The sequence below is a fragment of the Marinobacter fonticola genome (assembly GCF_008122265.1).
In the GTDB taxonomy this organism is placed as follows: Bacteria; Pseudomonadota; Gammaproteobacteria; order Pseudomonadales; family Oleiphilaceae; genus Marinobacter_A; species Marinobacter_A fonticola.
The window spans coordinates 1,212,199-1,238,676 of record NZ_CP043042.1 but is presented as its reverse complement, the minus strand read 5'-3'; the positions used below and the strand labels follow the sequence as shown (position 1 = coordinate 1,238,676).

General features: G+C 58.1%; 21 protein-coding genes. 7 read left to right on the top strand and 14 right to left on the bottom strand.

Going from position 1 to position 26,478, the window contains the following annotated elements:
- Positions 1-77 precede the first annotated feature (77 nt).
- Complete coding sequence (locus tag FXO11_RS05530; RefSeq protein ID WP_148861981.1) at positions 78-2,099, top strand: HDOD domain-containing protein; 2,022 nt, start codon at positions 78-80, stop codon at positions 2,097-2,099.
- A gap of 73 nt (positions 2,100-2,172) precedes the next feature.
- Positions 2,173-4,344, top strand: a complete 2,172-nt coding sequence (locus tag FXO11_RS05525; protein ID WP_148861979.1) for a putative bifunctional diguanylate cyclase/phosphodiesterase — start codon at positions 2,173-2,175, stop codon at positions 4,342-4,344.
- Here FXO11_RS05525 and FXO11_RS05520 read toward each other — a convergent pair.
- Complete coding sequence (locus FXO11_RS05520; protein ID WP_168203129.1) at positions 4,303-5,130, bottom strand: substrate-binding periplasmic protein; 828 nt, start codon at positions 5,128-5,130, stop codon at positions 4,303-4,305. The genes FXO11_RS05525 and FXO11_RS05520 overlap by 42 nt on opposite strands.
- Positions 5,131-5,581: 451 nt before the next feature.
- On the opposite strand from FXO11_RS05520, the gene FXO11_RS05515 reads away from it, so the two are divergent.
- Complete coding sequence (locus tag FXO11_RS05515; protein WP_148861976.1) at positions 5,582-6,238, top strand: class I SAM-dependent methyltransferase; 657 nt, start codon at positions 5,582-5,584, stop codon at positions 6,236-6,238.
- A 132-nt stretch (positions 6,239-6,370) separates the two neighbouring features.
- Entirely contained in the window at positions 6,371-7,378 is a 1,008-nt protein-coding gene (locus tag FXO11_RS05510) for a DUF2156 domain-containing protein (protein WP_148861974.1), read from the top strand.
- Here FXO11_RS05510 and murI read toward each other — a convergent pair.
- Entirely contained in the window at positions 7,356-8,186 is an 831-nt protein-coding gene (gene murI / locus FXO11_RS05505; RefSeq protein ID WP_148861972.1) for a glutamate racemase, read from the bottom strand. The genes FXO11_RS05510 and murI overlap by 23 nt on opposite strands.
- 4 nt (positions 8,187-8,190) lie before the next feature.
- Positions 8,191-8,988: an NAD(+) diphosphatase gene (nudC, locus tag FXO11_RS05500; protein ID WP_148861971.1), complete on the bottom strand. Its 798-nt coding sequence runs from the start codon at positions 8,986-8,988 to the stop codon at positions 8,191-8,193.
- 334 nt (positions 8,989-9,322) lie between these two features.
- Between nudC and plsB the strand changes: the two genes are divergently transcribed.
- Positions 9,323-11,788: a glycerol-3-phosphate 1-O-acyltransferase PlsB gene (gene plsB, locus FXO11_RS05495; protein WP_148861969.1), complete on the top strand. Its 2,466-nt coding sequence runs from the start codon at positions 9,323-9,325 to the stop codon at positions 11,786-11,788.
- Between the two features lie 6 nt (positions 11,789-11,794).
- Here plsB and FXO11_RS05490 read toward each other — a convergent pair whose 3' ends face one another.
- A complete protein-coding gene (locus FXO11_RS05490) occupies positions 11,795-12,586 on the bottom strand; it encodes a class I SAM-dependent methyltransferase (RefSeq protein WP_148861967.1) in 792 nt (263 codons plus the stop codon).
- Between FXO11_RS05490 and FXO11_RS05485 the strand changes: the two genes are divergently transcribed.
- Entirely contained in the window at positions 12,585-12,905 is a 321-nt protein-coding gene (locus tag FXO11_RS05485; RefSeq protein ID WP_148861966.1) for a hypothetical protein, read from the top strand. The two genes, FXO11_RS05490 and FXO11_RS05485, sit on opposite strands and share 2 nt — an antisense overlap.
- A 71-nt stretch (positions 12,906-12,976) precedes the next feature.
- Here FXO11_RS05485 and FXO11_RS05480 read toward each other — a convergent pair whose 3' ends face one another.
- From FXO11_RS05480 to ppc, 5 genes are all read right to left on the bottom strand, one after another.
- Entirely contained in the window at positions 12,977-13,774 is a 798-nt protein-coding gene (locus tag FXO11_RS05480) for an undecaprenyl-diphosphate phosphatase (RefSeq protein WP_148861964.1), read from the bottom strand.
- A 65-nt stretch (positions 13,775-13,839) separates the two neighbouring features.
- Complete coding sequence (tsaB, locus tag FXO11_RS05475) at positions 13,840-14,535, bottom strand: tRNA (adenosine(37)-N6)-threonylcarbamoyltransferase complex dimerization subunit type 1 TsaB (protein ID WP_148861962.1); 696 nt, start codon at positions 14,533-14,535, stop codon at positions 13,840-13,842.
- A gap of 41 nt (positions 14,536-14,576) precedes the next feature.
- On the bottom strand, positions 14,577-15,230 hold the full coding sequence (gene adk, locus FXO11_RS05470; RefSeq protein ID WP_148861960.1) for an adenylate kinase: 654 nt from the start codon (positions 15,228-15,230) through the stop codon (positions 14,577-14,579).
- Positions 15,231-15,635: 405 nt separating this feature from the next.
- A complete protein-coding gene (locus tag FXO11_RS05465; protein ID WP_148861958.1) occupies positions 15,636-17,012 on the bottom strand; it encodes an aminoacyl-tRNA deacylase and HDOD domain-containing protein in 1,377 nt (458 codons plus the stop codon).
- Between the two features lie 144 nt (positions 17,013-17,156).
- Positions 17,157-19,799 carry a phosphoenolpyruvate carboxylase gene (ppc, locus tag FXO11_RS05460; protein WP_148861956.1) on the bottom strand — a complete coding sequence of 881 codons (2,643 nt, stop codon included), beginning with the start codon at positions 19,797-19,799 and terminating at the stop codon, positions 17,157-17,159.
- Positions 19,800-20,011: 212 nt separating this feature from the next.
- Here ppc and FXO11_RS05455 point away from each other — a divergent pair, with 212 nt between their 5' ends.
- Positions 20,012-20,245 (top strand): hypothetical protein, encoded by a 234-nt coding sequence (locus FXO11_RS05455; RefSeq protein ID WP_148861954.1) that lies wholly within the window; start codon positions 20,012-20,014, stop codon positions 20,243-20,245.
- A 120-nt stretch (positions 20,246-20,365) separates the two neighbouring features.
- Here the strand turns inward: FXO11_RS05455 and FXO11_RS05450 are convergent, their stop codons facing one another.
- From FXO11_RS05450 to cysM, 5 genes are all read right to left on the bottom strand, one after another.
- Positions 20,366-20,710 (bottom strand): pilin assembly protein, encoded by a 345-nt coding sequence (locus FXO11_RS05450; RefSeq protein ID WP_148861952.1) that lies wholly within the window; start codon positions 20,708-20,710, stop codon positions 20,366-20,368.
- Between the two features lie 247 nt (positions 20,711-20,957).
- Complete coding sequence (gene mazG, locus FXO11_RS05445) at positions 20,958-21,824, bottom strand: nucleoside triphosphate pyrophosphohydrolase (protein WP_148861950.1); 867 nt, start codon at positions 21,822-21,824, stop codon at positions 20,958-20,960.
- A 39-nt stretch (positions 21,825-21,863) separates the two neighbouring features.
- The gene (gene relA / locus FXO11_RS05440; RefSeq protein ID WP_148861949.1) at positions 21,864-24,104 is read right to left on the bottom strand and encodes a GTP diphosphokinase; all 2,241 of its coding nucleotides are present in this window, start codon (positions 24,102-24,104) and stop codon (positions 21,864-21,866) included.
- Positions 24,105-24,146: 42 nt separating this feature from the next.
- On the bottom strand, positions 24,147-25,490 hold the full coding sequence (rlmD, locus tag FXO11_RS05435) for a 23S rRNA (uracil(1939)-C(5))-methyltransferase RlmD (protein WP_148861947.1): 1,344 nt from the start codon (positions 25,488-25,490) through the stop codon (positions 24,147-24,149).
- A 45-nt stretch (positions 25,491-25,535) separates the two neighbouring features.
- The gene (cysM, locus tag FXO11_RS05430) at positions 25,536-26,429 is read right to left on the bottom strand and encodes a cysteine synthase CysM (RefSeq protein ID WP_148861946.1); all 894 of its coding nucleotides are present in this window, start codon (positions 26,427-26,429) and stop codon (positions 25,536-25,538) included.
- Between the last annotated feature and the right edge of the window lie 49 nt (positions 26,430-26,478).

The following is a 26,478-nucleotide window of genomic DNA, read 5'->3' as shown; positions in this document are numbered from 1 at the left end:
CACTTTATCTTTGATATCCGGCGGGAATTGGCTAAGCTCCACCGTCATAACGATAAATGAAGAAAGTGTCATAATTTATGGCCCGGGCCAATATTGATTTACCCACGGACGGCGAACTGCCTAGCCTGCCGCAGGTTGTCCTGCGCGCGCTGGAAGCCTGTCGTTGCGATTCGGACTATCGTGAGATAGGTCGGATAATTAGCGCTGACACGGCTCTTTGTGCCCGTGTGCTCGCGCTCGCCAATTCGGCGCTCTACGGCCGTTCGGGCGAGATCAATTCTATTGAGCAAGCTTTATTGCGCCTGGGCACAGACCAACTCCAGGCCCTGATCATCACGGCCTCACTAAGACAACTACTGTTCGATTTGGGCGCTGACCGCTGGCAGCAAATCCGGGACTTCTGGCGCCATTCCTTGACCACCGCTCTGACCGCGCGGGCGCTGGGACGCCTCACCGGTTACGCCAATACTGAAGAAGCGTTTATGGTAGGCGTTCTTCACAACGTCGGTGAGCTGATCGCGTTACGCCAGCCTCCCGGAGACGATCATCAGGCGTTACTCGACAATCAAATCGAAATCGGCGCGCGACTTGCCAGCCACTGGGGCTTGGGTCAAATGGCAACAGACGCGATCCGCTATCAGCAGGCGCCAGCCCGTGACATTCGCGATGCGGGCCATCTGGTCAAGCTCATTAACCTTTCGACTCGCCTGGCGCTGGCCGACTCGAGCGGCATCGAGGCGGCCCAAACCATCTTTGGGTTGACCAGTGCCCTGACCCGGGAAATCTGTACCCGCATCGACCGTGAAGTCGTCGCCCTCGCCGATAGCCTCGATATCCCCCTGGAAGGCCCCTTCGACGGCGGCGATGCGCATAAACGCCTGTTCGAACAGGTTGTGCGTTCTGCCATGGTCGAGCACGCGCTCCAAGCCCTGCCGGAACAAGCCAACGGCGCCGAACTATTAACCACGGCCCTGCGCAATCTGGTGACGTTGACCGGGCGTCCGGGTTTGGCGTTCCAGCAGCACGACGATCGTCTCGAGCTTCTCGCCGCCACGCGTACCGCACCGCCGCACATCGAGGTGCCGCTGGATAACCCCCAGAGCCTGGTCACCCAGGTCGCCACCCTGCGCGAGACCGACGTCCTCAATCCGCAGAACGCAACCATTCTCGACCGTCAGCTACTGGGCCTACTGGACTGCCGTACGATGATGAGCGTGCCGGTGTGCTACGGCGAACAATGTTGTGGCGTCTACATAATTGGCCTGGACTCGGCCGCGGACGCCGGGCTCTACACCGTACTGGTCGAACTCTTTGCACATCGGGTGGGCCAGTTTGCCCACGCCCTGCGCAAGGACACGCGCACGGAAAAAGTCGCTGGCGAAACCCTGGAGCAGCTCGCCCAACGCATCGAACTGCGCAAGCGGGTGCATGAAATCAGCAATCCGCTTACCATCGTGCGGCAGTATATCCGTCAACTGCAGTATAAGCTGCAGGACATCGAAGGCTCTGGCAAGGTCGAGCCCGATCTGGACATCGTCCGTGAGGAACTGGACCGGGCTGCCGGTTTGCTCGAACGGATCAGTGAAGCTCATGAGCCCGAATCGGCCGATGCGCAGGTTAGCGAGGAAGGCGTCGTCATCAACAATGAACTGACCATCCTGTGCGATCTCTTCGAGGAAGCCCTGTTTGCGCCGCACGATATTCATTGCGAGCTGACCATGACCACCGCCAGCACTCGCGCTCAGGCTACGCGCGGACCGGTGCGGCAGTTAGTGATGAATCTCGTGCGCAACGCCGTGGAGGCCATGCCGAACGGCGGCAGCATTCATTTCCATACCGCAGCCCCGATCTGGCAGGATGGCCGTCGCTGGATTGAGCTGACCATAGACGATTCGGGCCAGGGAATTCCCGAACCAATCCGAGACGCCCTATTCAAACCGGTCAGATCCACCAAGGGGCCGGGGCATAGCGGGCTCGGGTTGAGTATCGTAAAACAGCTCGTCGATGACATGGAGGGCATCATCAGCTGTCGCACGGGAGAGGAAGGCACCAGCTTCCGCATCCTGCTGCCAGGCGTAAAAAACACCGAAAAAGAATAACCGGGGCATCACCGGCTGAGAAGCATCGATGACCCGTGTAGAATCGGGTAACCCAACAGGACGGGCACAGGCCATGATTTCGGACCGACTGCAAAACTTCAGTACTTCCGAGGCAAAAATACTCGTCGTCGATGACGAACCGCGACTGCTCCAGAGTCTGGTGGACTTGCTGGAGCAGCAGGGTTTCGACGCTGTGCCTGCATTGGGTGGTCAGGCAGCCTGTGACCTGCTAACCGAGATATCCTTTAATTTGGTCATGCTGGACCTGCGTATGCCAGAGGTGGATGGACACCAGGTGATGCAGTTTATCCAGGACCGGAAGATCGGCACGCCGGTCATCGTGGTCAGTGGCGAATCCTCGTTTACCGCCGTTAGCCGTGCCCTGCGCCGCGGCGCGCAAGATTATATAAAGAAGCCGTTCGATCCTGACGAACTGCTGGCCACCGTGAGTAACGTCCTGCACAAGCAAGCGCTGGAATGGGCCCACAATAATGTGCAGTTGCGCCTGCAAAAATCCGAAGAACTGCATCGTTACATTGTCAACACGTCGCCGGATATCGTCTTCATGCTCGACCTCGAAGGGCGGGTATGCTTCGTCAACCACAAAATCGAGGCGCTGCTCGGATACCGTCCGGCGGAGCTCATCGGTCGACATTTCCGTCATCTCATCGATGAACAGGATGTCGCCCGTGGCGCCTACGCCCTGGAAGACCCCACCATCAACGCGGAAAATCCGCGCACTTTCGAGATCCGGCTGAAAACACGGGGTAGTCGCCGAGCCAACCGGTATTTCGAAATTACCGCCTTTCCGATAGGCGACGATGGCGGACTGTTCCTCCCCCACGTCACGCCAGGGAGCAACAACAGCAACGCGAGCATCTACGGTTCTGCCCGCGACATTACCGAGCGCAAGGAAGCGGAAGCCTTCATCAACTTTCAGGCCTATCACGACCTGCTGACCCGCCTGCCCAACCGTGCCCTGTTCAAGGATCGGCTCATGCTGGCGATCACCCAGGCCCAGCGCAGCCAGCAGAAACTGGCTGTCATGTTCCTCGACCTGGACCGCTTCAAGGTGGTCAACGACACACTCGGCCATGCTATGGGCGACCGGCTGCTGCAGGCCGTTACACAGCGTCTCGAGAGCTGCCTGCGAAAGGGGGATACGCTGTCGCGCTTCGGGGGAGACGAATTTACCCTCCTGCTACCGGCTATCAACAGCCACGACGATGCGCGCAAGATCGCCCGCAAACTGATCAGCGTGCTGCGCGAGCCATTCCAACTGGGCGAACATGAAGTATTTGTCGGCGTCAGCGTCGGCATCGCCATTTTCCCGGACGCCGGCGACTCGTTGGATCAGTTGATCCAGTGCGCCGATATTGCCATGTATCACGTCAAGGCGGGTGGCAAGGACGGTTATCGTTTCTACAGCGAAACCATGAGCATCGACACCGCTAACCGCCTGAGCCTGGAGCGGGATCTTCGCCAGGCACTGGTGAACAAGGAGCTTTGCGTCCACTACCAGCCCCAGGTCTCGTCCGACACCGGCGTCGTTGTGGGCCTTGAGGCTCTGGTACGCTGGCAACATCCAGAAAGGGGTCTGCTTTACCCGAGAGACTTTCTGCCCCTGGCAGAGGAAACCAAGCTGATCGCCGAACTCAGTGAATGCGTCCTCGATACCGCCTGCAGGCAGATGAAACAATGGATCGACGCCGGCCACAAGTCCATGCGCTTAGCGGTGAACCTTTCGCCGTTGCAGGTCGACCACCCACGCTTCGTGGCCAATCTCATCGCTCAGCTCGAAGCCATTAATTTCCCGCCGGAAAACCTGGAAATCGAGATCACGGAAAACGTGATCATGAACGATCTCGAGCAAATCAGCCAAAAACTACGCGAACTGGCGTCGCACGGCGTCCGCATCGCCATCGACGATTTCGGCACGGGCTATTCCTCCCTGAACTACCTTCACCGCCTGCCCATTCACACCCTGAAAGTGGACCAGTCCTTCGTCAAGGGAATTCGTAGCGGCGAAGATGGCGCCTGCATCGTCAATGCCATTGTCGCCATGGCACATGGCCTGCGGCTGGACATCGTGGCGGAAGGCGTGGAAACCGACACTCAGCTAGCTTATCTACGCAATCTCGGCTGCCACCAGGTACAGGGCTTTTTTTACGGCCCCGCGCGTCCCGCCCATGAAATTGACCGGCTACTCGGCAGTACCAAACCCCAGGTTCGGGCTGTAGTCTGAGCCAAGATAATGATCCATAATGCGCTCCAGTTCACCTGACGCGCGCAACGTGCGAATGCGTTGAGCGATGAAATCACGGAATGCCGGCGGCCAGTCGATATCGACACTGATATAAAGCGGAAAGTTGGGAATGATGGCGCTGAAATCGATCCAGCGCAGACAGTCCGTGTTCCCAACGCCGCTCGTACGGACGTGGTATTTCAGCCGCGATTCCATTTCGACGAAACCGTCGGTCCGGCCCATGGCAACCAACTGGATACCCGCTTCGTAACGGTCAATGGGAACCTCCGCAATTAGGCCACCCTCGATCGCGCTATCCAGCGCCTGATAATCAAAGCCGCGCAGCATGACCAAATTCAGGCCTCGCAGCTGCTCCAAACGGGTAATGCGGTCGGGAATATCCTCACGACAGGTCAACAACACATGGCGGGTATTGAATAGCGGTTCTTCAACCATCAAGCCCTGATTGCCGAACGTGTGCCAATGAACAGCCTCGTACGCCACCCAGAAATTCACTTGTTCCTTGGCCACGACCTGGCGTAGCCGGTTGATCGGATAGACTTGGTGATCCACCGTATATTCATCGCCGGCAAAGATGGCGTCCACCATATCGGAAATGATGCCGCCACGACTTTCGCTACCCTGCACGATCTGGAACGGATGGGCCTTGTCTTCGACGATTAGGTAGGTCACCTTTCGCGCGGCCTGGGCATTCCCCACCAAAAATATCAGTGCAAGGCCGGCCCCCCAAATTAGCAGCCTGGACGGAACGCCAGAATTTCTCATCCTCATCACCCCTGACCCATGAACCAACGCACTCATGCGCGCCTGAAAGTCCCTGGTCCTTTGAATCTCGAAGGTTTTTCGGTATCCAAATGATTCAGGAAGTCACTTTCGAAGTTTTACACCAATAACATGGGTGCGCCACTCACAATAGCTCTTATCAGCATTTTTGCCCGGCATTTATACTGCCGCCTTTCTGTTAATCGGATTGTCTTACAGTCCAATTCATAATTTTGACTAAGTTTGCAAAGCGTATCCTTATGTAAATTTGCGTATCCCAAAATGCGTGGTGCTGCACAAAAACCCGGCAGCGAGTTATCTAAGCTCTTTCGGAACAAGAAAGCCCGCCACCGCCAACCGGTGACCGGCACAAACAAAAAGGGCGCCCACCAGCGACACGGTGTCGTGGGGACGACTCTGATTCCGACACGACTTGGGACAGGCAGTAAAGACCATGCGCGACAAATACAAGTACATCGGCCCCGTCTATGACTTCCTGAGCAATCTGTATAGCGGCAAAAGTATCCACCACTGCAAAACCGCGATGCTCGACGTGGAAACCGTCAAACCGGGCACAAAAGTACTCTTCGCCGGTGTCGGTCATGGCCGCGATGCGATCCGGGCTGCCGAGCTCGGCGCCGACGTCACCGTGGTCGATCTCTCCGAAACCATGCTGCGCAAGTTTGGCGAAGCATTGGAAATGGAGGCCCCCGACCTACACATCCGCCGCGTCCACAGCGACATCATGAAAATCGAGGACAAGGGCGATTACGACATGGTCGTGGCCAATTTTTTCCTCAACGTCTTCGACGAGGACATGATGGTCCGGGTTCTCGAGCATTTGATCGGCTTGGCCAAGGCTGACGGCAGTGTGGTGGTGGGCGACTTTTGCTACCCCACCGGCAACGTCTTTGCCCGCGTATTCAAGAAGCTCTACTGGTATACCGCGGTTTTCATCTTTTGGCTATTCGCCAATAACGCATTTCACAAGATCTACAACTACCCCGAACACATGCAGCGCCTGGGCCTGAAAATTGCCCATAAAAAGCATTTCAAACTGCTGAACATGAACTGCTATTGGTCAATCCTGGGCCAGAAGCAGGCCGGGTAAGCCGGGATATAGCGATTGTAGCTGTGACGCGGGCCAAACCTGAGGGCCACTAGCGCCAGCGAGGCGAAGCCAGCACACGGAACACGGAACACGGAACAGAGAAATAAGAACAAGGATTCCGGGAGACAGAAAATGACAGAGCAAATCCTTGCCCTAGATAAGTTTAGCGGACTGGAAGAGGGCCGCCTGACCTTCTCCCAACGTGTCGATTACCTGAAAAAATACGGCATGCACACGCAGTCCTTCTCGACGTTGCAACCTGGGATGGACTATTTCGATCTGCCCGGCGTCGGCTACATCGGCTTTATGCGTAAGTGGGGCATGACCTTTGTGTTGTCTGATCCGGTATCCGCTACTGAGCACTTCGAGTTCATGCTAGAGCGCTTCCACGCGCGCTACCCTAACGCGAGCTATATCCAGGTCTCCAAGCCCGTGGTGGATATTCTCCATCGCCGGTATGGGCTCTACGGCACGCAGTTTGGCAGCGAATCCCGTATCGACCTACAGAAATGGTCGCTCAAGGGAAAGAAAAAACAGATCATCCGCACGGCAGTGAACCAGGCGGAATGCAGTGGCGTCACCGTGCAAGAACGCTTCAGCGACGATCACACGCGAGAAATTTCCGAAGCCTGGATCCGCACGCGAAAGGTCAAGAGCAACGAAATTCGCTTTCTGATTCGTCCGATGGAAATGCAGTACCGGGAGAACGAGCGTCACTTCTATGCCTACCAGGATGGCAAGGCCGCCGGCTTCATCTACTTCGATCCGGTCTACCAGAACAACCGGATCATCAGCTACGTGCCCAATATCTCAAGAGCCAACGCGGACTTTCGCCAGGGTATCTTCTATACGCTGATGGCCCATGCCATGGCTGTATTTCAGAGCGAAGGCGTGCCCTATCTGGATCTGGGATTGATCCCCCTCTCCCTGGACAAGACAACCGAACCCCAGGAAAGCCGAATGCTCAAGCGTACGCTGCACGGCCTCTACGAAAAGGGCAATTTCCTATATAACTTCAAGGGATTAGAGTTCACCAAGTCGCGTTTCCGCGGCGAGAGCCTGAAGACCTATTGTTGCCACAAGCGCGCTATCCCGGCGCTGGAATTCCTGGCTATGCTCAAACTGACCCGCGTGCTGTAAAACCTTCCGGCCAGTTCGCACTCACTTGCCCTACCCCCAGCCCGAGTTCCGACAGAAAATCAGCGAGCTCGCTGGGGGCGGCCCCCGAGAACAGGGCGTCGAGCGCACGACCAGGCGCTGTTCTTTCCAGCTCCGCCACTGAAAAACCCGCCTCCCCGAGCAAGTAGGCCACCCGTCGTGCAATCGCCTCGCCAGAATCTACCCAGTGCAGCACTTGCGGCAACACCTCACGTAATTCCTGGCCAATCAGCGGGTAGTGCGTGCAGCCCAGCACCACCGTATCGACGTAAGCATCAGCCAGCGCTTGCGTGGCCCGCCGCAGGTCGGCAAGCGGCACAGGCCACCCGGAAACTTTGTCTTCGGCCCATTGCACCAGACCGGGATGGCCGACCCGAGTAATGGCACAGTCCGCGGCAAACTGCCGAATCAGCTCGTCGGTATAGGGCCGCTTGATGGTCGCCGGGGTGGCCAGAATACCGAGCCGGCGGTTGATAGAGAGCTTGGCCGCCGGTTTGATGGCGGGCACCACGCCAACCACCGGTACGTCGACACGGCTGCGTAGCGTCGGCAGCACGACGGTGCTTGCGGTATTGCACGCAACGACCACAAGGTCGATAGCACGTTCGGCCATGGCCGCCGTTACCAAGCCCGCACATCGCGATATGACAGCGGCCTCGCTCTGGGCGCCATAGGGAAAACCCGCCGTATCCGCGACGTAGAGCAGCTCGATCCCGGGCATGGCGTCATGCAGGCAAGCCGCAATACTGAGGCCGCCGACACCGGAGTCGAATACCAGAACGCTTGGCATCGTCCTAAACGCCGGACTCTGCCAGGGCCCGGTTGATCAGGCGCCCGGCAATCGTGTTGTCGGGAGGATAGGGCGGCAGTTCGCCAGGAACGAACCAGCCCGCGGCTGCCAGCTCGTCTTCCTGCAGGCGCAGCTCACCGCCGGTATAGTCCGCGTAGAACCCGAGCATCAATTGATGGGGAAAGGGCCAGGGTTGCGAAGCCTGATAACGGATGTTGTCGATAGACAATCCAGTCTCCTCGAACACCTCCCGTTTCACCGCCTCTTCGGCACTTTCGCCGGGTTCAACAAATCCGGCGATTAAACCGTAAAAACCGTGGCGATGCCGGATGGAGCGTGCCAGAAACAGCTTTTCGCCATCACGAATGAGTACGATCACGCAGGGGGCGATACGGGGATAAAACGGGATCTCGCAAGGCTCGCACCATTTCGCCCGGTCCCAGGCATGCATACGCGTAGGGTTGCCGCAACGGCCGCAATAGCGGTGGTCCATTTGCCACTGCAAAACCTGGGAAGCGGTATTCAGCAAAGAGGCCAGCGCCGGATCCGACCCCAGCAAAGCGTCACGCAAACCCGAGAGCTGCTCCTCGCTCGTCTCCGCTGCGCGGGCCACAAAGACGCGGCGGCCTTCCAGGTGTCCCAGGAAGATCGCGGGCTCCTTCCCATCCACATCGGCTTCGGGTGCGAGCGCATCGTGGAGCCAACCGCCGGACGATGCGACAATCTTCGAACCGCGAGCCAGCACCAGCCTATCACCGGCCGCTGGCGGGCTACTTGACCAACCGGGAACCCAGCCTGCCATGCAAACGTACTCCTGACTTTTTAACCCTGAACTACAGTGTATTGGGACCGCATAGTATTAGGACCGCATAGTATTGGCGCCGCAAAGGTGTGGGGACCGGACAGTGTATTGGGAAAAACACAATGTACCGGGAAAGCACACTGTCCTCAGACACCTTCTATAATTTGAACTTTGGGCCCGATCCGGCCAAAGGTACCACAGCTGGCTAAAGGTACCACAGAGCGCGCCCAGCCGGGACAATCTACGCCCGCCCGGGCCGCTCACACGTGCTGCGCTTTGCGCCCGTGGGTCGACCAAGTAAACTTAGCGCACTTGAACGCTGACTGGAGTTTGCATGCGTATTTTTCCGGGGCTGAGCGCCTTGTTTTTTACTTTGTTCCGTAAAATTCTGTTCCTCTGGGTACGCACCGATGTGATGGGCGCCAAGCGGGAACAGTTGGGGCTCGACCCGGACAAACCCGTATGCTACGTGCTCCAATACAGCTCCCTGTCCAGCCGCCTGGTCCTTGAGCAGGAAATCCTGCGTGCCGGTTTACCCTCGTCACAGACGCAGTTACCGGTACCCAACGGTCCACGCCGCTCGTTTTTTTTCCTTTATCAGCGTGCCGGCGGCCTCTTCCGGCGTCGCCATTCTCCAGCGCTGACGCCGCGCATCAAACAGGTCACGGCGTTGGCTCTGAATGATTCCAGTCTGGATATCCAGATCGTACCGGTGACCCTGTTCTGGGGACGCTCGCCAGACAAGGAGAAATCCCTGTTCAAATTGCTGCTGTCAGACACGTGGTCCGTCGCTGGCCGGCTACAGAAGCTGCTAATTATCCTGGTCCACGGACGCAACACCTATGTTCAGTTCGGCCAACCGATTTCCATCCAGCATGTGATCAACGAGGTACGCGACAACGACGAGCGCGCTACCCGCAAACTGGCGCGCATTCTGCGCACGCATTTCCGCCGCGTTCGCCAAGCCGTCCTCGGTCCTGACCTGTCTCACCGGCGCACCCTGGTAGCGTCTCTGGTTCGCACGCCTGCGGTGAAGGAAGCCATTCGTGAGACGGCCCGGGACAAGGACTTACCTCCCGAGAAAGTCCGCGCCAAGGCCCTCAAGTATGCCGACGAAATTGCCGCGAGCATGTCCGTCGTCACCATTCGTATTATGGAAGTGGTCTTGTCGTGGCTTTGGAATCGTATCTACAACGGCATCGCTATCAATAACATCGAAGTGGCTCAAGATGTGGCCAAAGACAATGCTGTCGTGTATGTGCCCTGCCACCGCTCGCATATCGACTACCTGCTGCTGTCCTACGTGCTCTATCGCAACGGCCTGATGCCGCCCCACATTGCCGCCGGCATCAACCTCAACATGCCCATTGTCGGACCCATCCTGCGCCGTAGCGGCGCTTTCTTCATGCGCCGCAGCTTCAAGGACAACCCGCTATACGCCACGGTCTTCAACGAGTATATGCACGTTATGTTCTCCCGCGGCTATTCCGTCGAATACTTCGTGGAAGGCGGCCGGAGTCGGACGGGCCGCATGCTGCAGCCGCGAGCGGGGATGCTGGCGATGACCGTTCGCAGTTATCTGCGCGATCACCGCAAGCCGATAGTCTTTGTACCGGTCTACATCGGCTACGAAAAAGTGATGGAAGGCCGCAGTTATCTGGGTGAACTACGCGGCAAAAAGAAACAGAAGGAAAACATCTTCTCTCTGGCCAAGGCCGCGAAAAAACTGCGCAATTCCTTCGGTCGCGTGGCGGTAAACTTCGGCTCCCCGATCGAACTCAGCGCCATCCTCGACCAGGCCCGCCCCCAGTGGCGCGAAGAGGCCTACGACAGCGATTACCGGCCCCGCTGGCTGAACAGCGCCGTCGAAACCCTGTCGGACAAGGTCGCCGTAAACATCAATGCCGCTGTCGCCGTAAATCCAATCGGCATACTGGCCACAGTCCTCCTGTCAGCCCAGCGTCTGGCAATGGATGAGCGTTTGCTGATCCGTCTGATGAACGAGTTCTGCGACCTGATCAAGACCGCCCCCTACTCGGAAAACGTCACGTTCCCTGAAGGTAGCGGACGCGACTGGGTTAACTATGGCGAGGAGATGGGGCTGATCAGCCGCTACTCACAGGATCTGGGCGACATCATTGCGCTGGAAGGCAACAACGCCATCCTGATGACTTACTACCGCAATAACATTCAGCATCTCTTTGCTCTACCGGCACTGATTGCCTGTCTATTCGAGAACTTTGCCTCGCTCAATCGCGAGCGCTTGGTCTTTCTGGCCAGCGCCATCTATCCCTATATTAAATCGGAGCTGTTCCTTAAGTACGACGACGAAGAGGTCGATCCAGTCATCGAACGTTGGATCGGCGTATTGGTCGAGCGCAACCTGCTGGTACTGGAGGGTGACCGTGTCTGTCGTCCAGCGGACGGCACCGAAGCCGCCCTGCGTTTGCGCCACCTCTCCCACTTTATTATCCAAACCCTGGAGCGCTACCACATTTCCATTGCCATCCTGCGCAAATACGGCTCCGGCAAGATTTCCGCCAAGGAACTGGAAGAACAGAGCACGCAAATGGCCCAGCGCATGTCGATCCTGTTCGGCCTGAATGCTCCGGAATTTTTTGACAAGATGCTGTTTCGCAATTTCATCGCGAACCTGCGAAAAAACGACATCCTCACCGCCGACGAAAACGACCTGCTCTGCTATACCGAAGGGCTGGATGAAGTGGCTGAAGATGCGCGACTGGTACTGAATATAGAGATGCGCCAGGCGATTCAGCAAGTGACGATGCTGGGAGCCTAGGAGCTCTTAAGGCAGCGCCCGAAGGGCATAGATATCGTACCGACTACTCTTCCCTTCTAGCTGGGTATTGGGCGGCGGGCCCTCAATGGTCGGAGCCTTGCGCGGTCGCTTAACCACCACCCGGTAACGCGCCCGCTCCAGCGCGACTTGCAGAAGATCCGCGGCATCGTCATCGGCACCAACGATGGGACGGAACAGCTCCATTTCTTTTTTGACCCGTGCTGACTTGTCTCGATGCGGGAACATCGGATCCAGATAAATCACGTCGGCCACAGCATCGTTTCGTGCTTTCATCCAGCGAATGCTATCGCCGGACTCCAACTGCATTCGCGCAACCAATGGCCCCGCGCCGACATCGCCGGCCGCCCGGGCCAGACCATCAGCCAACAAGGCGTGGATTATCGGCGAACGCTCCAACAACGTGACGTCACAACCCAACCCTGCAAGAACGTACGCATCCTGCCCCAGACCGGCGGTTGCGTCCAGAACATGGAGGGGTTTTGAGGTTCGCTGCAAGCCCACGGCCTTCGCCACCAGTTGCCCCGCACCACCGCCGTGATCACGCCGGTAACCCGCCTTGCCTGAAACAAATTCCGCCCGCACGGGTCCCGGGGCCTTGCGACCGGTAACCTGAAGCGAAAGCCCCCCCTCTTCCAGCCAGAGCAGTACCGGATAATCCTCGATAAACTTGGGGTCCACCCGGTCAAGAAAAGGAAGATTCAGGGATTCGGCGACAGAACGCGCCTGGGGACCATATAAAGGGTGTGAACAGCCAACGGCCAGTTGAATAGCATCCATGCGACGAGGCTTAAACGCGAATATCGATGCCGGCCAGCTCGACGTCACTCCCATCGTGCTGGCTCGCTATGCCGGTGAAGACCTCCAGCGCCTCAGCATTACGACGCGGAATGTCGTCTGCACGGAAGCGCTCGAGCTGGGCATCCTGAGCCGCCTGGCGGGCCTGTACGCGGCGCTCCAAAAGCTGTGGATCGATCGTATCACGCCGAACCGGAGCTTCCGCATCAATGACAATACCGGTATTGCGACGGTCACCCTGCCGCGCGGCATCGTCCCGCTGGATCAGGCGATCCGGCTGGAGCGTACCGTAACCGTTTGAATTAACGCCACCAATCATGATTCAGGTCTGACTCACACACAGGTGCTGAATTTGGAAAGAATTCTGACTGGTTAAGATATCATCAACAGCAGCAGCGCGCCTAGTAACAAACGGTAAATAACGTAGGGCATGAAGCCCAGGCGATCCAGAAAACGAAGAAACAGGTGGATGCAGATCACTGCACTAACGAAGGACACGCCGGTACCGACCAGAATATCCAGCCATTGCGCTTCGCTGCCGGTTTCGGCCAGTTCCATCCCCTTCAACAAGCCGGCTGCGATAATAAGCGGAATGGACAACAGGAAGGAAAAACGCGCTGCCGCCTCGCGCTGATAGCCCAGAAACAGAGCCGCCGTCATGGTAATGCCTGAACGCGAGGTACCCGGTATCAAAGCCAGTGCCTGGGCAATGCCGATGACCAGCGCATCTCGCCAACCCAGACTGCCCAGACCGCGCTCCCGGCGACCGACGGCGTCGGCCCACCACAGCACCAGACCGAAACCAATGGTGGACAACGCGATCACCAGCGCCGAACGCAGTTCCTGTTCAATGAAATCATCGAACAGCAGACCGGCTAGCCCTGCGGGAACCGTTGCAAGGACGATCGCCCAGGCCAGACGACTATCCTGACTGGTACGACGGGCCGCGGTATCCGTAACCCAGGCGGAGGTAAGCCGGACGACATCACGACGAAAATAACCCATGACCGCCAGCAAGGTACCTACGTGGACGGCGACATCGAACGCCAGCCCCTGATCAGGCCAACCCAGAACCTGAGACGGAAGAATAAGGTGGGCTGAACTACTGATGGGGAGAAATTCGGTCAATCCTTGAATAATGGCGAGGACAATCGTTTGCCAGAGGTCCATTAAGTGGCTTCCTGCGAGGCGTTGGCGAATACCGGGCCAGACGACGTCCCTCAACCGAAGGGGCGCTAACGTCCCGGCAGTTTCTTCCAGGTAATTTCATCCCTGACGTAGACAGGAGCCGCTTCCCACGCGGGGACCTGGACTCCTTGCGACCAGTCCGCCACCGCCAGGGATGCAATATCGGCGGCTTGCGGGTACCAGTCGGGATAGGATTCTGCCACAGTCTCACGCACAGCGGCAGGTAATTGGTTGACCAGGGTGAAGCCTGAACCCGCTCCGAGCCAATAATCGGCGGTTTCAGTCAGAGTGACCTGCTGCGGCGCGCAGACGCGCTCGTTTGCGGACGCTCGGGGCACGCCATGCTGCACGGTGTAGCAATTCCAGTAGACCTCGCCCATTCGTGCATCGAATGCCACGGCAACACCCTGCCCTTCCTGGGCGACTCCCCGCCTCACCGCCTGAGCCGCGACGGCTGCGAGCGAAGATACCGGCACCACCGGGACATCCAGGCCATAAGCCAGCCCCTGAACCACCCCAGTAGCGATGCGCAGGCCGGTAAATGACCCGGGGCCGCGCCCAAAAGCCAGGGCATCAAGGTCGGAGAGACGAATATCCGCCTCCGCCACCAACTCACGCACCATCGGCATAAGGTGCTGGGTATGCCCCCGGGGCGACCGGATGGAACGCTCGAACAACACGCCTTCCAGCCAGAGGGCAGCAGAACAGCCTTCTGCGGTGGTATCCAATGCCAATAGCTTCATGGAATCGTCACGCCCCGGCAAAGCCTCGATTGAAGAACGTCTTACTGGAGCTTGCTGAGAATCTGATCGCGAATCTCGTCCATGGTGCCGACACCTTCCACACGGACGTAGGTCGGCGCAGCTTCCGGAGCCTGCTTGGCCCAATCCTGATAATAGTTAACCAGCGGCGCAGTCTGCTGGTGATAAACTTTCAGGCGGTTGCGAACTGTTTCCTCTGAATCGTCGGCGCGTTGAATCAGGGGCTCGCCGGTTTCGTCGTCTTTCCCCTCTTCTTTCGGCGGGTCGTACTTCAGGTGATAGGTACGGCCACTGGCCTCGTGCACACGCCGTCCCGAGAGACGGGTGACGATCTCTTCGTCGTCCACGGCAATCTCGACGACATAGTCGATGACAACGCCTTCGTCCTTCAGAGCCTCGGCCTGGGGGATGGTGCGCGGGAAACCGTCGAGCAGGAAGCCGTTTTTGCAATCGTCCGCTTTGATACGATCCTTGATTAGCGCAATGATGGTCTCATCCGGCACCAGTCCGCCGGCAGCCATGATCTCCTTGACCTCCAGCCCTAACGGGGATTCGGCCTTAACTGCGGCGCGCAGCATGTTTCCGGTAGAAATTTGGGGGATTCCGAATTTCTCGGTAATGAATTGAGCCTGGGTACCCTTCCCAGCGCCTGGTGCGCCCAACAGAATAGCTCTCATAGTGGTTATGCTCCCGTTTATCGTTGAAATCATCGTGCGGGATCGGGAGGTCTTGCCTTCAACCGACTCAGCCCTCACACGCCTCGCCTGCCGGCATCAGGCCTTGGGCAGACGGGCTTTTTATTTTTATCGCCGGCATGCTCGAGGGCGTGCCAGTCGTGATCTGAAAATGGCCATGAATGTGGCTTTAAGCTACGCGGCCAGACGCCTTACCACAGCACAACAGGCGGACCCACGACACTAGAATCCCGGAGCAAACCATAGGGCTCCAATGGAACATTCTGCCTGGATGCGCGGCGCTGGCCAATGATGAAGCCAACTCGGATCGACCCAAGCTATTCGAAGGCTCGGGCATTATACGAAGTCAGAACGGGCATAGAAAGGGTACGAAGGTATCAGGATGGGTCAGGCCGCCAAGGAGCGGGCAAGGTCGTCGAGTTCCTCGGCCACCGCATCGGTTGTTTTGACGAGGGTATCGACATCGGATTCGGTGAGCCCCAAAGACTCCGCGAGAGCTGCCGTATCGTCGGGGTTGAACTCGTCGCCAATTCCCTTTTTCTTCAACAGGCCGTTGGCGAGCTGCACCATGTGAACGTAGGTGGCGTGTTCGCCTTCATAGTCCGGATGCTGGTGTACGCCGGCGCTCTTGACGACCGCGTCGGGCAATTGCCAGAGACGATGGAGAATGCCACCAATGGGCCCATGGCCGACGGCAATAAATTCCTGGCTGCCGCCGAACACCTGCCGTTCCAACGCGCGCATACTTTGCTCGGGATTGGCCTCACGCAGGCGATTGAGCTGATCGAACTCGTCAGCAAACAGGTGGCCTATCAGCAATAACCCAAAGTTGTGCAGCAGGCCGCATAGATAGGCCAGACCTTTATCCGCACCCATTTTCATGGCCATCTGCTGGCATAGATGAGCGCAGTACAGCGAATGGCGCCAGAAAGCATCCATACCCAGCATGCCGTCACGAGGAACATCGAACGCCCTCACCGAAGCAATCCCCATGGCGACGTGAGCGACACGGTCAAAACCCAGTACCCGCGTAACGGCTTCTTGTACGGAATTGATCTGTCCCGGGTAGTTGAACAGCGCCGAGCGGGCATAGCGCATGACTTGCGCCGTGAGGCTGGGGTCGAATTCGATCAGATCAGCCAGTTCTTTTGCCGTTGCTTCCGGATTAGCGGTAAGGCGAAGGATTTTCAAAGCCAACGCCGGCATGGGCGGCAAACGGTAGAGTTTCTGCAGCCGTTGGGCGACGTCTTCCAGCGTAACTTCGCCGTTGTTGCCGTCTTGGATATCGTGGGCCTGGTCAACAATACCAATCTGGGCTTTGCGCGCGCCGGCCAATGCCAGACGCAACGCTCGGCCGTCCATCCGGAGAAAGCTGTTGCTGGCGCCCGACGCCATATAAGCCTGGGTCATAGCCAGCACAGGCTCGTCCACCACCACCGGCACATCGTAAGCGGCACCTACGGGCGGATGGAAACCCGACTCGCAGTCGTCGAACATACGATCCGCTTGGCGGGCCGTCAGCAGTTGTAGACGCCGTCCCGTCATGTCCGAAACGGCATCCACATCAACCGCCGTATGGTAGCCATGCACGGCCATAACAACGCCTTTCAGGTCGATCAGCAGCGTGGCGCGGAGCACGTCTTCCTGAGCGATGCCAGCGCCGGACACCGCCGCGTCAAAGCTTGGCATCTCATCGTGCTGAATCGTTTCGTAGATGACGCCCTTACGGTTGAGAAAAACGTCCAGTTTGGCTGATACCGCCACGCACACTACCTCTATCATTCTATAGACCGAGAGCCTCCCCGCTTGCCGGGCAGACTCAAAGCACAGACTAACCGATTCTTCCGTGTTTCGGATACGGCGCCCAAAATTATTTACCAGGCGCAGGCCATTAACCGTGGAAAAGCGCTAGCCGGTGTTGCGCATGCCCGCAGCAATCCCCGCCATCGACACCTTGAGCGCCCGCTCAACCAGTTCCGGCACCTCGCCGCGGCCCTCGCTCTCGCGGTCACGACGCAGCAACTCCGCCTGCAGGTAGTGCAGCGGATCGGTATACGGATTACGCACACGCAGGGAGTGGGCGAACACCGGCTCGTCAAGTAGCAGCTCGTCCTGCTGCTTAAGGTCTTTCACCTGCTGGATACAACCGGCCAGGCGCTGGCGTAGATCCTCGCCCAGGCGTTGCAAGTCGGGTTCCACCAATGTCTTTTCGTAGTAATTGGCAATTCGCAGATCTGACTTGGCCAACACCATTTCGAGCATATCGACGTAAGTCTTGAAGAACGGCCAGCGCGCCATCATTTCCCGCAGCAACGGCACATGACCGGCTTCGGCAGCGGCCTTCAGGGCGACGTCGCTGCCTAGCCAGCTGGGCAGCATCATCCGCATCTGGGTCCAGGCAAATATCCAGGGGATAGCCCGCAGGCTTTCGACACCGCCGCTGGCCTTGCGCCGTGCCGGACGGCTGCCCAGCGCCAACTTGCCCAAAGCCTGTTCGGGAGTGGCCTGACGGAAGTAGGTGACGAAGTCCGGGTCTTCACGCACCACGTGGCGATAGGCCTTCAGCGAACGCTCGGTAAGCCAGTCCATCATCTCGCGCCATTCGTGCTGAGGCTCGGGCGGTGGCGCCATGGTCGCCTCGATCACCGCCGTCGCATAAAGCGTGAGGCTCTGTTCGGCCAATCGCGGCAAGCCAAACTTAAAGCGAATCATCTCCCCCTGCTCGGTAATGCGGAAGCTACCATTTACCGACCCAGGTGGCTGGGACAGGATCGCCCGGTTAGCGGGACCACCGCCACGTCCGACCGTACCGCCACGACCGTGGAACAAGGTGAGATGCACGCCGTATTGATTGGCTACCGCGGTAATTTGTTCCTGCGCTTGGTACTGGGCCCATGCGGCCATGAGCTGACCGGCATCCTTTGCCGAGTCGGAATAGCCAATCATCACTTCCTGCCGGCCACCGCTGTAGTCGCGATACCAATCCACCTGAAACAAGGCCGACATGGTGTCCGGAGCGCCGCGGAGATCGTCGAGCGTCTCGAACAGGGGCACCACGCGCATCGGGTTGGTCATACCCGCTTCGCGTAACAATACGATCACGCTGAGCACATCCGATGGCTGACTGGCCATGGAAATCACGTAGGAGCCCAGGGATTCCGGAGTCTGCCCGGCAATCACAGTGCAGGTGTCGAGCACTTCGCGCACGTTAGCCGATGGCGAGAAGTTGCGGGGGATCAACGGCCGCCGGCCTCGTAATTCGCTGACGAGGAACTCCTGACGCCTTTTCTCATCCCACGCCGAGTAATCGCCCAGCCCCAGCTCCCCGACGATTTCGCCGATCGCCTCGGCATGCCGGCTGGCTTCCTGGCGAATGTCCAATCGAACCAGCGGCAAGCCGAACGTATGCGCCCGACGCAAGGTGTCGAGCAGCAAACCGTCAGCGATGCCATCCAATCCACATTCGATGAGCGAGTCATAGCACAGCTGAAGCGGACGGATCAGGTCATCGTTCTCGAACAGAATACCGTTGCTATTGGCCGGCTCGCCATTGATACAGGCCTCGGCCCAATCGCGGGTTTTGAGCAGGCGTTCACGCAACTGACCCAACACAGACCGGTAAGGCTCCCGGGAATCGCCGGCTTCAGCCCACAGAGCGTCACTGGCTTCCCACATGGATAGCTCGGCCCGTAACGTCTGAATATCCCGCAAGTAAAGATCCGCTGCCATCCAGCGACCGAGCCAGAGAACTTCGCGGGTAACTTCGTGGGTTACGTTAGGATTGCCGTCCCGATCTCCCCCCATCCAGGACGCAAAGCGCAAGGGCACCGCATCGATGGGCAGCCCTTTACCGGTAGCCTCTACCAGGGATCGATCGAGCCCTCGCAAGAATCGGGGCAGGGCTTGCCAGAGACTGTTCTCAATTACCGCAAAGCCCCACTTCGCCTCGTCGACGGCTGTTGGCCGCTGATAGCGTATCTCGTCGGTGTGCCATGCTTCCGCGATCAGTTGACGCAGGCGGGCAACGATTTCATCCCGCTCGACCGGCAACAAATCATCGTGATCAAGCTGACCCAGACAGTTTGAGATCTCGTCGTACTTGAGAATCAAAGTGCGCCGGGTGACTTCGGTGGGGTGTGCGGTGAGGACAAACTCAATGTCCAACTCGGTCACGCGCCGGTGCAGCTCGTCCGGCGGAATGTCCTTGGCCAGCAGCCGTTCGAATACGTCGCTTAGGGATTCCACCATCACATCCGCATGATGGCCCTGCTTGCGCCGGATGCCATGATATTGTTCCGCCAAATTGGCCAGATTAAGAAACTGGCTGAAAGCCCGGGTGACCGGAAGAAGCTGATCGTCGCTGATTTTGCTCAACAAATTGACCAAGCGCTGGCCGGATCCACTTTCCTGGCGGCGATCCGCCTTTGCCGCAGCCCGCACTTCCTCAATGAGGTCGAAGCACTCTTGGCCAGGGTACTGGCGAATGCTTTCGCCGAGAAGTTCCCCCAGCAGCCTGACATTTTCTCTCAGATGCGGATGCAATTCGGTCATGAGGGTCTACCGTCCTTATGTCAAAGGTTCCTTGGAGAGATTTCCAATATAACAGGCCGTTACCGGCTCATCATCACACCCTGCTAAAATACTGCCATACGGCTTTCGATTGAAATTGCGATCGCAAAAGTGTTTATTTGGAAGAGGCCTAACACCCAGAATCGAAAGTCGGCTAATCTGCAATCGAGTGCCGGTTAACGCGAGGAATTGATATGAAAGTGACCGATCTGCCCAAACACTGGGAAAACCAAAAAGAAGAGTCCGACCGTCCGCAAAGCTATACTTTGCGCCTACCACTGGAGGATGCAGCGCGCATCGCCGCCCTTGCCGAGCTTTACCCGGATCGGAACGAGACGGACATCCTGAACGACATGATCGGCGCCGCCCTGGACGACCTGACGCGCCAAACGCCGTTGAAAGGTAAGCTGGAAGCGGTCAAAAAATAGGGTGCGGGCATCGCATGACAGGTCGCTCGGAACGCGACCTGTTCACGGAGAATAGTCAGCACTTATGACTGACTTTCGATTGCAGACGACTGTTCGATTGCAGACGACTACCCGACCCGCTCAGGCGGCGGATTCGAGCTGTCGTTCCTTGAGTTGCTGCATGTGCTTCTGGCTGAGGCTTACGAAACGGGGCGTCAAGCCGGCGTCCTCGTAAATTTCGAAGCCATCCTCGTCAAAGGCAACGATTTTGGAGCCCTGCACGTAGGGAAAACTGGTTTCCAGTTCATCCAACGCGGCAGAAACCAAATCGCGAATCAGATCCTGGGGTGATTTCATCGGGTATAATTCAGCTAACTTTTCCAGCCGCGCCATATGCTGCTCGTTCAACGCTGCTTCATAGCCATCACGGGTCAGACGCCCCCGCGCATGCTTGTCCCAATACCGCACCAGATCCTTGATCTTCATGATTCAACGCTCCCGCTTCGATTACTCGATCAAGACTGCACAGATGCCTTGAGCACCCTTACAGCGTACTACCTATCTTGAGTACTACCCTATCTTGGGCATTGCGTCAGTCATAAAGCACGGCTGACGTAACGAATTCTTAAATAAAGTGTAGCTTAACGAACTTCCGCTTACTGCGTGATATCGTTACGGATTGTACCTATCGGTAAGCTTTTCGGCGCGGATTTTACGGTGATTTAATAGGACGTTAATTTCCGCTTGGCGTGTTCTCAACCCCCTTCACCGACTGCCATATCTCGTCCAGCTGGTCGAGGGACTGGGCGTCGAAATCGCGCCCTTGTAATACAAGCACCCGCTCGATGGCCCGAAACCGTGCATCGAATTTCCGATTGGTGCGCCGAAGTGCCTGCTCCGGGTTTACTTTCAGAAAGCGTGCCAGATTTACGCACACAAACAGAAGATCCCCCAGCTCGTCTTCCAAGGCATCGCGATCCGCCGGGTCTCGTTCGGCTTGACGCCACGCCGCTTTAAGCTCATCGATTTCCTCGTGAAGCTTGTCGAATACCGGCTCGATAGTCGGCCAGTCAAAGCCGTGACTCGCCGCCCGACGCTGAAGTTTTTCCGCGCGCACCATGGCGGGTAGCGAGCCCGCAATGCCATCAAGCCGGCTCTCGTCCTGGCGAATTTTATCGGCGTTCGACGCCATTGCCCGTTCTTCGGCCTTAATACGCTCCCAGCTTACTTTGATTTCAGCGTCTGTCGGACGGCTATCCGGATCGACCTTGCTCTCCAGGGTTCCTGCCGGAAACACATGAGGATGGCGCCGAATCAACTTGCGCACCAAGTGATCGACGATGCCGCCGAAATCGAAGTGTTGTCCCTCGCTACCCAACTGGCCATAGAAAATAACCTGGAATAACAGGTCGCCCAGCTCGTCTTTCAAGTGAGCGTAATCCTCCCGCTCGATAGCATCGGCGACCTCATGCGCCTCTTCCAGGGTATGGGGCACAATGCTGCGAAAATCCTGCTTGCAGTCCCAAGGGCAGCCCGTTTCCGGATCCCGCAAGCGGGCCATGAGGTACTTCAGGTCGTCGATCGTGTAGGTATCCGACATGATAGCTCCCTGGTTCTGCTTATGAACGATGGTGCCGCTTCACTGGCTGCGCTTACGTCTGACTTCCAGAATATTGGGCAGGTTACGTATCTGGGACAAAAGCTTAGCGAGCTGTTCCAAGCTCGATATTTCCACCGTCACCCTCATGGTGGCGGAGTTCTCGTCCTGATTGGTCAGCGTGTTTAGCGCCAAGACGTTACAACGTGACGATGCCAGCACGGTGGTAATGTCGCGCAGCAGGCCTGAGCGGTCGTACGCTTCGATCTCGATCTCCACCGGATAGACCGATTCCTGGCGCCCGCCCCAACTCACCTCGATGATACGGTTGGGCTCGTATTCCCGCAGGTGCAAGAACGTCATGCAATCCTGGCGGTGGACCGTGACCCCTCGCCCTACCGTGATATAACCGCAGATGGCATCCCCCGGAAGCGGCTTGCAGCACTGCGCGACCTGTGTCTTGAGCTTCCCCACGCCTTGGATCTGAATATCGCTCTCGGTGTCGTAAGGCTGAGCCCGCAACCCTTGCAGCTTAAGATCCATCTGGCGTGTCTGAGGTTCTACCAACTGCTGGGCAAGATGGGCGACGTGCGAGGGCCGCAGATCACCGGCCCCGATCGCGGCGAACATATCTTCCGCGTGTTGGTGATTAACCTTGCGCGCCAGCTCGTTAAGGTCCACGTCGTAGATCGCCAGACGTTTGAATTCGTCTTCCAGAATGGCTCTGCCGTCAACGATATTGCGGTCGCGATTCTGTTCCTTAAACCAGTGCGTGACCTTTGCCCGGGCCCGGGAGGTCTGAATATAGCCCAGGCTGGAATTAAGCCAGTCACGGCTGGGCGCCGGGTTATTCGACGTCAGGACGTGGACCTGATCGCCGGTTTTCAGGGGGTAGACCAGAGGTACGATGCGTCCGTTGACCTTGGCCCCACGGCAAGCGTGCCCCACTTCCGTATGTACGCGATAGGCAAAGTCCACCGGCGTCGCGCCCTGGGGTAGGTCCACCACGTGACCCTCCGGCGTAAACACGTAGACTCGATCCGGCGTGATATCCGCCTTGAGCTGATCCACCAGCCCTGACAAATCGCCCAGGTCTTCCTGCCACTCCAGCACTTGGCGCAGCCAGTTGATCTTGGCCTCGTAACCCACTGACTTGTTGCCGGTATCGGTTCCTTTATACAGCCAATGCGCGCACACGCCGAGCTCAGCTTCTTCGTGCATGGATTGAGTACGGATCTGCACCTCCATTACCTTGCCCTCGGGACCGATCACCGCCGTATGCAGAGATTGGTAGCCATTTTCCTTGGGGCTGGCAATGTAATCGTCGAATTCGTTGGGAATGTGACGCCACAGGCTGTGAACGATGCCCAGCGCCGAATAGCAATCGCGCACGGTCGGCACCAGAATTCGAAACGCCCTCACATCGTAGACCTGTGAGAAATCAATCCCCTTACGCCGCATCTTCCGCCAGATGCTATAGATGTGCTTGGCTCGCCCGGCTAAATCCGCTTCGATGCCGGCCGCATCCAGCTCGGTCTTGAGGGCGCCCAGCACACGTTTGACGTACTGGTCTCGATCGAGACGTTTCTCGTCGAGCAGCTTGGCGATTTTTTTATAGGCAGACTCGTGCAGGTAGCGGAAAGACAGATCCTCCAGCTCCCACTTGATGTGTCCAATTCCCAGGCGGTGTGCCAGCGGCGCGTAGATATCGAAGACTTCGCGGGCCACACGCATACGCTTTTCCGGCGGCGCACTCTTGACCGCCCTGATGGCACAGGTCCGCTCGGCAAGCTTGATCAGAGCGACGCGGACGTCGTCGATCATGGTAACCAGCATTTTGCGGACATTGTCGAGCTGGCCCTGGCTCTGTCCGAGCACATTGCCCTTGAGGGGATGGTGAATCGAGGAAATCGCCGCCATCTGTTGCACACCGTCGATCAGTTTGGCAACTTCATCGCCAAACTCCGTACGCACCTCTTCGAAGCTGATGCGCTCTTCGCGGACGGCTCGATAGAGGATGGCCGAGACCAGCGAAACCTGGTCGAGGTGTAGCTCGGCGAGCACTTGGGCCATTTCGATACCGGTGCGAAAACTGCTGGCGCCGGGCGCCCACAACCGATCCTCCCTGACCGCCTGAAGATCGATGATAGCGGCCCTCTCGCAGGCCTGTCTGAACTGGTCGACATCTTCAAGTGTGGTCTTGGACTGGATCTGCCTGACCCAGCCCTCGATGTCCAGCTGACCGTCCGTGGTCACGGCGTAATCTTCTCGAACCTTCACCATAGTGGTCGGAATTCCTCTTTAACCAGAGGCCTCAGCCGCCGGCTATTGACGTTCAAACAAAGCCATCGATTCCACGTGGGTGGTGTGGGGGAACATGTCCATGACGCCCGCCCTCACCAGACGATAGCCCTTGGCCACCAACACGCCGGCATCCCGCGCCAGCGTCGCCGGATTGCACGACACATAAACGATACGGCGGGCGCCAAAGGCCGCCAGGTATTCGCATACTTCCTGGGCGCCAGAACGCGGCGGATCGATCAGGATCTTATCGAAGCCTTCAGCGGCCCAGGACTCCGATGTGAAGTCGCCCTGCAGGTTGGCGCCGTGGAAACGGACATTATTCAAACCGTTCAGTTCCGCATTCTCGCGACCGCGGACCACCATGGCCTCGTCGCCTTCGACGCCCACCACGGCCCCGGACCGGCGTGCAAGCGGCAAGGTAAAATTGCCCAGGCCGCAAAACAGATCCAGCACCCGCTCGTTTTCCTGCGGCTCCAGCCATTCCAGCGCCTGAGAGACCATAGGCCGGTTGATTTCGGCATTGACCTGCGTGAAATCCATAGGATGGAACTGTAGCGTCACGTCGAATTCATCAAGCCGGTAGCTTAGACGCTCATTGGCGCGGCCGGCGCTCTCAGGCCAAATACGGTGAACCGTGTCCGGCCCCTTAGGCTGCAGATAGATATGCAAATCACGCGCCTGCCCAAACTGGATCAGCTTTTCCCTATCGCCCGGGGACAGGTCTTCCATGTTACGGAAGACCATGGCGACCGCATCGTCCCCACAGGCCACCTCGACCTGGGCGATTGAACGGTAGGCGTCCATCGTATACAGCAGTTCGCGCAGAGCCGTAATCCGCTCACCAACGCGAGGGTCCATGACCACACAGCGATCGATGTCGGCGAGAAAGCTATTGCGCTTTTCCCGGAAGCCGACCAGCACCGAGTCCCGCTTGGGCACGAAACGCACGCCCAGGCGAGCCTTACGCCGATAGGCTAGACCCGGCGAGCGCATCGGTGCCACCCATTGCTCCGGCTCGATGCCCCCAAAATGGGCAAAGTGCTCGCGCAGGGTGTTCTCTTTGAACGCAACCTGGGCATCCGGCGTCATGTGCTGGAGGCTACAACCGCCGCACAGGTCGGCAAAGTCACAAGGCGGCGATACCCGCTCGTCCGATGCCGTCAGGACCTCCGTCGCACGCAGTTCATCGAAACTCTTTCGACTACCGATGTACTTCGCCATGACGGATTCACCGGGCAAGGCGCCGTCGACGAACTGGATCTTGCCTTCGCAGTGGCTAATGCCCCGACCATCGTGGCTCAGTTTCTCGATCTCACAGCGTACCGGTTCGGTTGGCAGCGCTTTTCTTTTTCGTCTCTTACTCATCAGGATTTCCGGTCAAGGTGTATTCCGGCAGCGCACGCGCTCGGTTCAGGCGCCGGGGAATACCCCCGTCGACAGGTAACGGTCGCCGCGATCACAAATAATAGCGACGATTACCGCATTCTCAACCTGGGCGGATAGCCGTAAGGCGGCGGCGATGGCCCCGCCGGACGACACGCCGCAGAAGATGCCTTCTTCCCGCGCGAGCGACCGCATCGTGTCCTCGGCCTCCTGCTGGTTAACGTCCAGTACCTGGTCGACACGTGCTTCATCGTAGATTTTCGGCAAGTATTCCTTGGGCCAGCGGCGTATACCCGGGATTGACGAGCCTTCGGACGGCTGCAGCCCAATGATTTGGATGCCCGGATTACGCTCCTTCAGATAGCGGGAAACCCCCATAATCGTACCGGTGGTCCCCATCGAACTGACGAAATGGGTGATACGACCGCTGGTCTGCTCCCAAAGTTCCGGACCGGTGGTGCGATAGTGGGCCAGTGGGTTATCGCCATTCCCGAACTGGTCCAAGAGCAGGCCCTTGCCTTCCCGTTGCATCTTGGCTGCAAGGTCACGGGCGCCTTCCATGCCCTCTTCCTTGCTCACCGCCACGATCTCGGCACCGTAGGCCCGCATGGAGGCGCGCCGCTCCTCGCTCATATTGGCCGGCATGATCAGCACCATGCGATAGCCCTTTATCGCCGCCGCCATGGCCAAGGCAATACCGGTGTTACCGCTGGTCGCCTCGATCAGCGTATCTCCGGGCTTGATATCGCCACGGCGTTCGGCCTCCTGAATCATGCTGATCGCGGGCCGATCCTTGACTGAACCTGCCGGGTTATTGCCCTCCAGCTTCGCCAGTATCACGTTGGAGGTCTCGCCAGGCAGGCGCTGTAAACGGACCAGCGGAGTATGGCCGACATAATCTTCAATGGTTGGAAAATGCATGGATACGCAGACTCCTGACAGCGGGCTTTGCGGAAAATGCCAAGGGAAT